At 40.6% G+C, this 12,365-nt stretch carries 8 protein-coding genes and 1 pseudogene; 3 read left to right on the forward strand and 6 right to left on the reverse strand.

Annotation, left to right across the window (positions count from 1 at the left end; all coding sequences use genetic code 11):
* Together L652_RS0104560 and L652_RS0104565 are read left to right on the forward strand one after the other, a co-directional pair.
* Positions 1-506: pseudogene (locus tag L652_RS0104560) on the forward strand (SLC5 family protein); the annotation flags it as partial.
* 321 nt (positions 507-827) lie between these two features.
* Complete coding sequence (locus L652_RS0104565) at positions 828-2,960, forward strand: alpha-galactosidase (RefSeq protein ID WP_024595829.1); 2,133 nt, start codon at positions 828-830, stop codon at positions 2,958-2,960.
* A gap of 160 nt (positions 2,961-3,120) precedes the next feature.
* Here L652_RS0104565 and recG read toward each other — a convergent pair whose 3' ends face one another.
* The 3 genes from recG to asnC are packed head-to-tail and all read right to left on the reverse strand — an operon-like array spanning position 3,121 to position 6,447.
* A complete protein-coding gene (gene recG, locus L652_RS0104570) occupies positions 3,121-5,202 on the reverse strand; it encodes an ATP-dependent DNA helicase RecG (RefSeq protein WP_024595830.1) in 2,082 nt (693 codons plus the stop codon).
* Positions 5,203-5,260: 58 nt separating this feature from the next.
* Positions 5,261-5,947: a tRNA (guanosine(18)-2'-O)-methyltransferase TrmH gene (gene trmH / locus L652_RS0104575; protein WP_007580009.1), complete on the reverse strand. Its 687-nt coding sequence runs from the start codon at positions 5,945-5,947 to the stop codon at positions 5,261-5,263.
* Positions 5,948-5,988: 41 nt separating this feature from the next.
* On the reverse strand, positions 5,989-6,447 hold the full coding sequence (gene asnC, locus L652_RS0104580; RefSeq protein ID WP_024595831.1) for a transcriptional regulator AsnC: 459 nt from the start codon (positions 6,445-6,447) through the stop codon (positions 5,989-5,991).
* A gap of 197 nt (positions 6,448-6,644) precedes the next feature.
* Between asnC and asnA the strand changes: the two genes are divergently transcribed.
* On the forward strand, positions 6,645-7,640 hold the full coding sequence (gene asnA / locus L652_RS0104585) for an aspartate--ammonia ligase (protein WP_024595832.1): 996 nt from the start codon (positions 6,645-6,647) through the stop codon (positions 7,638-7,640).
* Positions 7,641-7,679: 39 nt separating this feature from the next.
* On the opposite strand, the gene L652_RS0104590 is transcribed toward asnA, so the two are convergent.
* The 3 genes from L652_RS0104590 to spoT all read right to left on the reverse strand — a co-directional run bounded on the left by L652_RS0104590 (position 7,680) and on the right by spoT (position 11,949).
* On the reverse strand, positions 7,680-9,287 hold the full coding sequence (locus tag L652_RS0104590; protein ID WP_024595833.1) for a FapA family protein: 1,608 nt from the start codon (positions 9,285-9,287) through the stop codon (positions 7,680-7,682).
* 151 nt (positions 9,288-9,438) lie between these two features.
* Entirely contained in the window at positions 9,439-9,831 is a 393-nt protein-coding gene (locus L652_RS0104595; protein WP_002958826.1) for a RidA family protein, read from the reverse strand.
* Between the two features lie 12 nt (positions 9,832-9,843).
* Positions 9,844-11,949, reverse strand: a complete 2,106-nt coding sequence (spoT, locus tag L652_RS0104600) for a bifunctional GTP diphosphokinase/guanosine-3',5'-bis pyrophosphate 3'-pyrophosphohydrolase (RefSeq protein ID WP_002958827.1) — start codon at positions 11,947-11,949, stop codon at positions 9,844-9,846.
* Between the last annotated feature and the right edge of the window lie 416 nt (positions 11,950-12,365).

Here is a 12,365-nt window from a genome sequence, read left to right on the forward strand (position 1 = left end):
CAGCCGCTGTACTCTCTACTTACAACAGCTTATTAAATTCAGCTACAGCACTATACGTGTGTGACATTCACGAAGCTTACTTTAATAAAGAGCCAAGTGTTGTAAAGCTAAGCGGTTACGTAACATTGCTACTAACAAGCTTAACACTGGTACTTGTACCAATTTACCAGCAAGCAGACAGTATTATTAACTTGCTACAGCAATTAAACGGCTTATTAAGTATGCCTATATTCTCAATTTTTGTAGTGGGCTTATTATTTAAAAATGTTGATGCACGTGCAGGTATTGCAGCAGTAATTTTAGGTGTTGTAATGTACGGCATGCTTACGTTTGCAAACTCACCACTACATACTGACATTCATTACATTCATTTAATGCCAATTACACTGATTGTATGTGTAGCTTTTGCATTGATAGTAAATAAAGTGGTATTTGGTTTGAATGCGCAGTGGGCAGGTAAAACACCGGCACTTGATGACGCAGGACAAGTACAAGTACAAAAATAGATTGTAAATAGTTTAAGCTGACAAAATCGGTCATGGGGCAACTCTGGCCGATTTTTTATATATATTAAAAGCAATAACAGAATTTTAAAGTAAAGGTTAGTTTAATAACTTTTATTACAGTGGTACTTCCAGTGAGTTTATCTGACTATTTGCGATGTAAAGACTATCAAAACCTAATTTGTATGATATATACTATTATTATTGAGTGTCACCATCTGATAGATTGTGGCTCAAGCAAAGAGATACATTTAGTAAATAGTGTAGCTTACTAATTTTCGTTATATTTATAACTCACACAATGAACAAGAGGATAGGAAAATCATGGCCGACACTAAATCATTTTATCGATTAGACAGTGTAAACAGCACCGTTATTTTCGACTGCCAGAGCAAAACACCGGCGTTACTGTACTTTGGTAAACGCCTATCTGAGCAAACAACAGAAACAATGCTTACTCAGCTTGCTACCCGTCAAGAGGTAAAATGTGCCGTGGTTGAAGAAGCGCCTATTTCTCTATCTCCTTTATTAGGCGAAGGCTTTACTGGCGCGCCAGGGCTTGAGCTAGTAAATGATTCAATCGCATGGTCAGTTGGGCCAGAGCTTCAAGAAGTGCGTCAGCCTTCAAGTGCGACTGTTGAGTTTGTAAGTGTAGATAAGCTTCGTGGTATTGAAGTCGTGCACAGCATTACGCTTGACAATAACAGTGACGTACTAAGTGCACATACTGTATTAACTAATTTAGGTGACTCACCACTGAGCGTTAATTTTTGCGCCGCGCCAACATTTCAATTGCCAGATAGCGTAAGCAAAATAGTGAGCTTTGAAGGTCGTTGGTCAAACGAATTCCAGCGTCAATCTGTTGATTTAGTGCTCGGGAGTTTTGTACGCGAAAACCGTAAAGGCAAAACATCACACGATGTGTTTCCTGGTTTATTAGTGCATAACGAAAATGCAGGCGAGCAACACGGCGAATGTTACGGCTTTCATTTAGGTTGGAGCGGCAACAATAAACTACGCGCAGAGCTTTTAGCTGAAGGTCGTCGTTATGTACAAATGGGTGAGCTATTACTTCCTGGTGAGCTTACACTTGCTAAAGGTCAAACGTATCAAAGCCCGAGCATTTATGGCTCGTTTTCAAGTGAAGGTTTTAGTGCGCTTTCTCGTAATTTCCATCGTTTTGTTAAAGCTAATTTACTTAGCCAAGCTCAACGTGAAAAAGCGCGCCCTGTGCATTACAACACGTGGGAAGGTATTTACTTTGATCACGACGTAGACACGCTTAAGCAACTAGCCGACAAAGTAGCGCCGTTAGGTATTGAGCGTTTTGTACTTGATGATGGCTGGTTTAAAGGCCGCCGTGGCGACAATGCAGGCTTAGGTGATTGGACAGTAGATTACAAAATTTACCCTGATGGTTTATCGCCAGTCATTGATCATGTTAATAGCTTAGGTATGGAGTTTGGTATTTGGTTTGAACCAGAAATGGTTAACCCAGATAGTGATTTATACCGCGCGCATCCTGATTGGGTTTTAGGCTCAGAAAATAACGAGCAGTTAAGCTTTAGAAATCAGCTAGTACTTGATTTAACGCGCTCTGAGGTTGTTGAGTACCTATACAAAGCGATTGACGATATTTTAGTTGAATACCCAACTATTAAGTACATTAAATGGGATATGAACCGCGATATTAACCATGCGGGTAATTTTGATGGCAAGCCTGCTGTGCATCAGCAAACATTGGCACTTTATCGTTTAATTGACCGTATTAAAGCGGCGCACCCTGGTCTTGAAATAGAAAGCTGTTCGTCAGGTGGTGCACGTGTAGATTACGGCGTACTTGCACACACAGATCGTGTATGGACGTCAGATTCAAACGATGCGCTAGATCGCCTTGAAATACAGCGTGGATGTTCTTTCTTTTTCCCATCGTCGGTTATGGGTGCACACGTAGGCCCACGCGATTGTCATATCACAGGGCGTAATGTAAGTATTGAAATGCGTGCTGCGGTATCAATGTTTGGCCACATGGGAATCGAAATGGACCCACGTGAACTGACCGATCACGAATACAATGCACTTAAAGCGGCAATAGCACTTCATAAAGAGCATCGTGAGTTTATTCATGCTGCCGATTTATACCGCCTAGATAGCGACGATTTATCAATTAACTTTGGTTTAATTGATGCGCAAAAAACAAAAGCGTTATTTGCCTATAACAGCGTTCGCGAAACACCGCGTACAGCGCCTAATAAGCTTCGTTTTGTTGGCCTAGATGCCGATGCGCAGTACACGCTTAATTTAGTGTGGCCGGTAAAATTTGAAGAGTATCGCCCATCTTCTATTGCTGCGGTAAATGGTCAAACATTTACAGGTGAAGCGCTAATGCAGTTTGGTTTACAAATGCCAATTTCATTCCCGCAAACATCGCTTATATTTGAGCTTAATAAAGCTTAAATTTAACTAAGAGCAGTAAAGGGCGAAAATCGCTTTTATGCTGCTCTATTGAGATATCAGAAGTCAGCTCTATATTGTTTAGAGCTGACTTTTTTATATCCTTAGTAAGCTAATTTAGTAAATTAACTTAGTAAACTCAAAAATATAGAAAATAGAGTGGTTACGCTTGCGCGTAATTTTGCTTATTACCCAACCAACGTTGAATTAGCGGGTCAACAACCTCTGGGTGTTGCTTAAGCATTTGCTGTGCAATCGGTCTAACTTGGTTGAGGATGTGCTTATCGCGGGTAAGATCGGCAATTTTAAACTCGGCTAACCCTGTTTGTTTTGTACCAAGTACTTCACCAGGGCCACGAATTTCTAAATCGCGCTCTGCTATCACAAAGCCATCGTTACTATCGCGTAGTACACCTAATCGCTTTTGAGCGGTATGAGACAGTGGTGCGTGGTATAAAAGCACGCAATGCGATGCAGTAGCGCCACGGCCAACTCGCCCACGTAACTGATGCAGCTGTGCTAAGCCTAAGCGCTCAGGGTTTTCTATAATGATTAAGCTCGCATTAGGGACATCTACACCAACTTCAATAACCGTCGTGGCAACTAAAACATGTATATTACCTGCCTTAAACTCGCTCATAATGGCTTGTTTTTCAGCTGATTTCATTCGCCCATGTACTAAGCCTACGTTTAGCTCTGGTAATGCTTCTTTTAACTGTAGTGCACTGTCTTCGGCGGCTTGGCATTGCAGTACTTCAGATTCATCAATAAGTGTACACACCCAATAAACTTGGCGGCCTTGCTCGTTACACGCTAATTTAACGCGGGCAATAATATCGTCTCTGCGAGTATCAGGAAGTGCCACTGTTGTGATTGGCGTACGCCCAGGTGGCAGCTCGTCAATCACAGAGGTTTCTAAGTCGGCATAGGCGGTCATAGCGAGTGTACGTGGGATAGGTGTTGCGGTCATAACTAGTTGATGAGGGTAACAATCACCAAACTTACCCTTTTGGCGTAGTGATAAACGCTGGTGGACACCAAAGCGGTGTTGTTCATCAATAACGATAAGCACTAAGTTATTAAACTTAACTTCATCTTGAAATAAGGCGTGAGTACCTACAATCATTTGCGCTTCACCAGAGGCTATTTTTTCAAGTGTTGCTACGCGCTCTTTGCCTTTTGTTTTACCGCCAAGCCAAGCAACTGTTATACCTAGTTGATTAAACCACGTTGTAAAATTAACACCATGTTGCTCTGATAAAATTTCAGTAGGAGCCATTAAAGCGACTTGAAAGCCCTGCGCAATGGCTGTTAGTGCACTAAGTGCTGCTACTAGGGTTTTACCAGAGCCTACATCGCCTTGTACTAAACGCATCATGGGATACGCGTGTTGCATGTCACCTTTAATTTCAGCAACTACGCGGCTTTGCGCATTTGTGGGTGCAAAAGGAAGTTGCTCTAAAAACTGGCTTTCTAATGTGTTTACCGGATTTAATGCCACGGCTTTAACTTGTTGTCCTTGCTCTCGTACTTTTAATAAGCTGAGGTTTTGAGCAAGTAACTCCTCAAATACAAGGCGCTGTTGAGCAGGGTGAGTACCTTGCTCTAATGCAGTTACATCAACATCATTTGGTGGGCGATGCAGTAATAATAAGGCGTCACTTAGCGGCATATTTGATGGCTGCCACTGTGAAGGCAGTAGTTCTTCTACTGAGTATTTATTTAGTAAATCAATAGCCTGTTCGCTTAAAGCTCTAATCGATAGTTGCTTTAAGCCTTCGGTTGTTGAATAAACGGGCGTTAATGTTGTCGCTACCGGCTGCTCGTTAGAGGTATCGCTGATGCTGTATTCAGGATGACTCATTTCAAAGCCAACACGGCCACGGCGCACTTCACCAAAACAACGTATTATTTTGCCAGCGCTAAATGCGTTTTTTTGTGCGGCGGTAAAATTAAAAAATCGTAGTGTTAGCCTGCCAGTACCATCATTGATTTGGCAAACAAGCATGCGCCTTTTTCCAAACGTGATTTGGCTTGTTTCAATTGTTGCTTCAACACTCACGTGGCTCTGCAGTGACAACTCATTAATCGCGTATAAGCGAGTGCGATCTTCGTAGCGAAGTGGCAAATGAAAAAGCATATCTTGCACAGTTAAAATACCTAGCTTTAACAAACGCTCAGCCATTTTTGGGCCGACCCCTTTGAGCTCTGTAATTGGGTATTGATTTAAGCTAGGTTTAGACAAATTATATCAATCTTATTATTTGTGAATAAGTTAAGTGTACTTACAGAGCTTTAGTCCATCAAGTATGTTTTAAAGCTTGCCAAAATTGCTCGTCAGCGACTATTTCGCCGTTTTCATCAAGTGCAGGATAAGGTAATTTTTTTTGTTTACACTGCCTTGCGATAATAGGGTGGCAGCCTTCAAAGTAGAGTGGATGTTTAACTTCGGCGCTCAACATATCTCTATTATATAAACCAGCCAGCTCGCGTTGGCGCTGTGCTTCAAACAATATTAGCGCAGCAGCAACTGAAACATTTAGCGATTGCACCATGCCTTGCATTGGAATAATAATATTTTGATCGGCATATTCTAGGGCTTTTTCTGATATTCCTGTTTTTTCTTGTCCAACAATAATAGCCGTTGGCTTGGTGTAATCTACTTCTCTAAAATCAACGGCATCTTCTGATAAGTGAGTCGCTAATATTTGTATTTCTGGATTGCGTTCACGCATTGCAGTAACAGCATCATCAATATTTCTATGCAGGTGCGTCTCTAGCCAGTTTTTACTGCCGCCTGAGGTGTTATTAGTTAGCCATTTTTGCTTTTCAGGCCATACAGCATGTACGTGATGACAACCAACCGCATCAGCACTTCGTACTATTGCAGATAAGTTATGGTGTTTGTGCACGTCTTCTAAGCACACGGTTAAGTCTGTTTGACGGCGCGAAAGTACGTCTTCGATTCTTTGGTAGCGAGTTTGCTGCATGGTTATCCTCTTTTTTCGGCAATTATACGAGATTTTTGCAGTTAAGGCATTACCGTACGGCTAATTGGATTTTGTAGAGAAATAAGAGTTTCTGTTGATTGAATGGCTTCTATTGCCTGTATTTTATTAATCAGCACATCTTGTAAGTGATCAATAGATTTTGTCATTACCTTTATAAATATACTGTAGTTACCTGTTGTGTAATAAGCCTCTACCACTTCCTCCAATGCTTCTAGCTTTATAAGTGTTTGTGGGTAATCACGTGCGTTATTTAAATTAATACCTATAAAGCAACACACATCGTAGCCTAGCTGTTTAGTATTAATCGTTAATTGGGTGCCTGTAATGATCCCTGCTTGCTTCATTTTTTCAATTCTTACGTGAATTGTCCCAGCGCTTACATTAAATCTTTTTGCTAATTCGGCGTACGCAGTACGGGCATTTTCCATTAATGCATGAAGTATCTGTTTATCGAGATTATCGATTAAATAATTTTCCATTATATTTTTCTCATAAAATTATCGAATATATGATTTTTATACCACTTAATTGATGGTTTTAATATGTTAAAGCTATTTTTATTATGGGATATTGAATTAATTCATCAAATCGTTACATTAACCTCATTAAAGTCGCTCATTAGGGCGCTTTTTATCAATTAAGCAAGTAACAATAACTGGGAATGAGGCCAATTATTATGAGTTCACACTATGTGCAGCAACAGCAGCAAATAAGTAAAGTTAAGCAATTTTTTTCACAGCAACTAGAAACCCAACTTGGGCTGGTTGAGGTTCAAGCCCCTATTTTGGCTAAAGTAGGTGACGGCACGCAAGATAACTTAAGCGGCCATGAAAACGCAGTTGCTGTAAATGTAAAAGCGATTACAGATAGCCGCTACGAAGTGGTGCATTCATTGGCTAAGTGGAAACGTAAAACACTAGCAACTTATGGCTTTGGTGTTGGTGAGGGTATTTACACTCAAATGAAAGCTTTGCGCCCAGATGAAGATTCATTAAGTCCTATTCATTCTGTATATGTTGATCAATGGGATTGGGAAAAAGTAATTAACGAAACCACAGAGCGTTCGCTGGCAACACTAAAGCAAACTGTTCAATCTATTTATAAAGGGATAAAAGAGACGGAAGCTTTTGTAAGAGAGTCTTATGGTTTGACGCCTTTTTTACCGGACGACATTAAGTTTGTGCACAGTGAAGAGCTACGTAAAATGTACCCTGACTTTAGCGCTAAACAGCGCGAAAAAGCCATTGCACAAGAATATGGTGCTGTATTTTTAATTGGTATTGGTGGCGCGCTTGGTGATGGCAAAATCCATGATGTAAGAGCCCCAGATTACGATGATTGGTCTACGCCAACGTGCGATCAATATATGGGTTTAAATGGTGATATTTTAGTATGGAACCCAGTACTTGAAGACGCATTTGAAATTTCATCAATGGGTATACGTGTAAGTCCTGAGGTTTTAAAAGCGCAGTTAAGTACAACTGGAGATGAAGACCGCTTAGAGTTTGATTGGCATAAAGCGCTACTACAAAGTAAATTTCCGCAAACAATTGGCGGTGGAATAGGGCAGTCGCGCTTAGCTATGCTCTTGCTACAAAAGCAGCATATTGGTCAAGTACAAGTGGGTGTATGGCCGCAGCAAACACATGCTGAGGTAAGCGGTTTACTTTAAATGTGAATAAATTTGAGTGCTCAATAGAGCACTCAGTTATTAGCTTGTTTTGAACTCTATTTCAATTTTGTTATTCAAAAGTTTAACGTTGCACGGAGGGTAATTACGGATTGTTTTGAGTACTTTATCAAAAATATGAATCTCTACACCTGAATGCAAAACAGAATTTACCGCTAAATTAGCGTCGTTAAGTAAATCGTGTAAGTCGTGATCTAAGTTTGAAAGACGTTTTTCTAATTGCTCTGCCTGCTCACAATAATGCTTTTGAGTAGCACCAATTTTAGTAATTAATAGTTTTTTCTTTTCGGCATCCTTCACTAAATCAGTTTTTTCTAGTGCTGCTTGCAACGTGTCTAGCTGTGCATCTGTTTTAGCTAAGTCTTTAAAGCAATTATCAGTATCAGCGGTTATTTCGGCGCCAGAAGCCGCTAGGTTAATAATCATTTTAGCGCCTGATTCATTCCCTATTTCGCCAGCAATGAGGGTCGTTGCATCGAGTATTTCGCCACCAAATATTTTACCCTTAGGTAAGTCGGATTGACCAACTTGCAGTAAGCGTTTAGCTTTCATTACACAGTGGCTTGTTTGGCGATCAATAAAAATATTATTTGCTTCTAGGTAGCAATACTGTGAATGAGAGACGTGAATATCACCTTGCGCAATAAGCTTACAAGACAGTGATTGTTCGTCGGCTTTTTGATGGCCAATAATGCCTTGTTTAACGGTGATGTTTCCGCCTGCGGTAAGCTCTCCTGATTCAACAGTGCCAAATATAGTAATATCGCCTTTGGCTGTTACTTTCATTCCAGGGTCTATATTGCGGGTAACAATAACACTGCCTTGAAAGTCAATGTGGCCGCTTTTTACGTTTACATCTGAAATGGTAAAAATATCGTCGACACGCATACCATTATTAATTTCAACCGGAACACCTGCAATAGTAGAGACTAGTTCAAGCGGATTTAGCTTTGATATTTCGGTGCCTTCGCCTGCTACTAATTGTTTATTTTCTCCGGGTTTTGCGGGCAGTATGTCACCTATTACGGTGAAGCCTTCTTTACCAGGGGTTGCTGGTTGTTGGCGAATAAGCACAGAGCCTGGCTCTACGCTTGCAAGCTTGCCAAAGTCGCGCATATCCACGCTGCCATCTTCTTTGAGCTTGGGGGTTTTTAAACGGTCTTTTAAAGTCTCTACGGTTGTTATTAGTTTAGTAGCCAAACCATCACTTGGTAGTCTGCCTTTAGCTAATACTCCCTTAACGACAGAACCCGCTGTATGCTCAAACTGTTTTTGCAGTAGCAACTCTAAAAATGCTTGCTTATAGCCACGCACAATTCCTGCTTTAACGAGTTGTTTTTTTGCATCTTCTAAACTTAATAATTTTCCGCCTTGGGCAAGGGTTAGCTCGCCAATGGCCAGCATTTTATCGTCGCTAATTGTTACATTTAAAGTGGCATTGTGTTTTGTTGCTACAACCAGAGTGTGTTGTGTGTTTTCGTTTTTAAAAAAATCATTAATAGCGTCATGATCTATTTTGCAGTCGCAAAAAGCTGACTTTTCGAGAGCCTCTAAAATAAATGCAGCGCTGGGAGGAATATGTTCTTTTACATCAAGTAAAACATTTCCATTGTTGGCAAGCTTAAACACGAGTTAATCCTTTTTTACTACTTAAGTTAAGTTTGTTTTTTAAAACACAACTACAGATTGCTAGAAATTTACATTTGAGTCAAGAAGTCACAGAGAACGAAGTGCTAAGAGGGAAAAAAAGGCTATAGAGAGGCTCTATAGCCTGTAATACTTAATTGGTAGAAGGAAGTTCCATTATTCCATCTATTTCAACTTGTGCACCTTTTGGAAGTGCACGAACACCTAATGCAGCTCTCGCTGGGTAAGGTTGCTTAAAGTATTGGCTCATCACTTCATTTACAGTAGCGAAGTTAGATAAATCAGTTAGATAAATATTTATTTTCACTAAATCTTGAATTTGCCCGCCAGCTTCTTCACATACCGCAGTGATATTTTTAAATACCTGATGCGTTTGCTCACTAAAGTCTTCTGAAATCATTTCCATCGTTTCTGGCACTAATGGAATTTGACCAGATAAATAAACAGCGGTGCCTACTTTAACTGCTTGGCTGTAAGTGCCAATGGCAGCAGGTGCTTTGTCGGTAGAGATAAATGCTTTATTCATGTGTTTCCTATTTTACTTTTTACGATAGACTTTTTGTACATCAGGCATAACGCGAATGCGGCGCATAATGTTAGCAACGTGGATACGGTTTTTAACGGTAACCCCTAAATCTATCACGTATAAATTACTTTCTTTTTCATCGGTGGTTATTTCTACAATATTGGCTTGGGTTGTAGTAACAACATTGGTTAATTTAGCCAGAGCCCCCTGATGATTAATAATTTCAACTCTCAGAGCTGCAATATATTCTTTCTCTGGGTTATCGTCCCATTTTACAACTAAGTATTTAGAGCGCTCATTTTCCCAGCCACGGATGTTTTTACATTCTTGGCGGTGAACGGTCAGGCCCTTACCTTGGCTTACATGAGCTGTAATAGCATCGCCAGGTACAGGTCGGCAACACTTAGAGTAATTAACTAGCATGCCCTCAGTACCAATAATGGTCGCTTTGGCTTGGCTGGTAATATCAGTTAAGTCGTCACTGTCATTTTGTAATAGGCGTTTGGCAATTAACATGCTCATTAGGTTACCAGAGCCAATTTCTACAAGTAATTCAAGAAGCGTTGTTAGTTCGTGCTCCTCAAGTACTCTCGCTATATTTTCATCAGCAATGCTATCTAGTTTGTTTTCACCTAATGCTGAATCAAGTAAGCGGCGCCCTAAAAGCATAGCTTCTTCATGATGCTGGCTTCTAAGGTAGTTACGAACGCCCAAACGCGCTTTACCAGTAACAATAAAGTTTAGCCATGTTGCATTAGGGTGAGCGCCTGAGCTTGTTATTATTTCTATAGTTTGCCCTGTATCTAAGGGCCTACTTAAAGGGTGCGGCTTGCGATTAACGCGAGCGCCTACGCAGGTGTTGCCTACATCTGTATGCACGGCATAAGCAAAATCGACTGCGGTAGCACCCATTGGTAGCTCAACAATACGCCCATCTGGTGTAAATACGTAAATTTCTTCTGGGAATAGCTCAGTTTTTACATTTTCAATAAATTCAAATGATGAACCCGCACTTTGCTGAAGCTCTAATAAGCTCTGCATCCACTGGCGAGCACGTTGCTGCGAAGTATTACCTGCGCCATCACCTGCTTTTTTATACATCCAATGCGCCGCTACACCTTTGTCGGCCATATGATCCATATCATGAGTACGAATTTGAATTTCAACAGGTATACCGTGAGGACCAACTAATGAAGTATGAAGCGATTGGTAACCATTTGTTTTTGGTACTGCAATATAATCTTTAAAGCGTGTTTCAATAGGTTTATAAAGACTATGAGCTACACCTAATACACGATAACACGTATCCATAGAGTCAACTGCAATTCTAAACGCGTAAATATCCATAACTTCGTTAAATAGCAGTTCTTTATTAAGCATTTTTTTATAAATACTATATAAATGTTTTTCACGGCCTGACACAGTTGCTTTAATGCCTGATTCTTCAAGACGTGCTTCTATTTCATGTTGGATATTAGTAATAACTTCTTTGCGATTACCGCGTGCTTTAGCAACTTCCGATTTAAGTGCGCGATGACGCATAGGATATAAAGCTTGAAAACCTAAGTCTTCAAGTTCATTTTTAATATCGTGAATACCTAAGCGGTTTGCAATTGGTGCGTAAATTTCTAGTGTTTCACGCGCTATTCTGCGGCGCTTATCTGGGCGCAATGCGCCTAAAGTACGCATATTGTGTGTTCTATCAGCAAGCTTGATTAAAATGACTCGAATATCCTGAGTCATTGCCATAATCATTTTGCGGTAGTTTTCAGCTTGGAATTCTTTTTTATCTTTAAAGCTAAGCTTATCGAGCTTACTCACACCTTCAACTAGCTCTGCAACAGTTTCGCCAAATATCTCGGCTAAATCTTGTTGACTAAAATCAGTATCTTCAATTACATCATGCATTAGCGCGGCCATGAGTGTTTCATGGTCAAGATGCATGCCTGCAAGAATTTGGGTTACTTCTACTGGGTGCGTTATGTAAGGTTCGCCACTCGAGCGAGTTTGTCCTTCATGGGCCTCTCGGGCTACCACGTAAGATTTTTGAACCAGCTCTACATCAGCAGCGGGCAAGTATTCTGAGATTTTCTTTTTAAGACCTTCAAAAAGATACATTCACACTCCAATGTTCTAGGGCCTGTTGACCTTTCAGGATTAAAATTTGTTCAATCTAGGGGCGATTTAATTGTGGCGCGAGGTTTTTAGCCTAGCGGGCTAAGTAAAAATCGAGCAACAAAGAGTAAAGTGCCCCTAGGCAGAACCCTTTAGGCAGCGCATGTTTTGCATTTATGCTGCGTTATCGCCTATTTATGGGGAATAACCACACTACATAGGCTCTGCCTTGCCTAAATACCAAACATACTACTGCAAATTTAACCTCGAAAGATAAACAGCCCTAGTGAAGTAAATTAGGTAAGCTACGAATATACGATGAAAAGAGAGGATTGCCAACGGCTATAGTAGAAATACTGCGCCGTTGGCTAAATCAGACCGGGAGGTCGATTATTGGTTGCCACCAACAATAGCGGCAA

Origin of the sequence: Pseudoalteromonas sp. TB25 (genome assembly GCF_000497995.1) — a bacterium.
Lineage (GTDB): Bacteria > Pseudomonadota > Gammaproteobacteria > Enterobacterales > Alteromonadaceae > Pseudoalteromonas > Pseudoalteromonas distincta.

Excerpts from the sequence above, each read along its gene's own strand:
- asnA (WP_024595832.1), top strand. The coding sequence starts at position 6,645 with ATGAGTTCACACTATGTGCAGCAACAGCAGCAAATAAGTAAAGTTAAG.
- trmH (WP_007580009.1), bottom strand. The coding sequence starts at position 5,947 with ATGCAGCAAACTCGCTACCAAAGAATCGAAGACGTACTTTCGCGCCGT.
- L652_RS0104565 (WP_024595829.1), top strand. The coding sequence starts at position 828 with ATGGCCGACACTAAATCATTTTATCGATTAGACAGTGTAAACAGCACC.
- L652_RS0104595 (WP_002958826.1), bottom strand. The coding sequence starts at position 9,831 with ATGAATAAAGCATTTATCTCTACCGACAAAGCACCTGCTGCCATTGGC.
- spoT (WP_002958827.1), bottom strand. The coding sequence starts at position 11,949 with ATGTATCTTTTTGAAGGTCTTAAAAAGAAAATCTCAGAATACTTGCCC.
- asnC (WP_024595831.1), bottom strand. The coding sequence starts at position 6,447 with ATGGAAAATTATTTAATCGATAATCTCGATAAACAGATACTTCATGCA.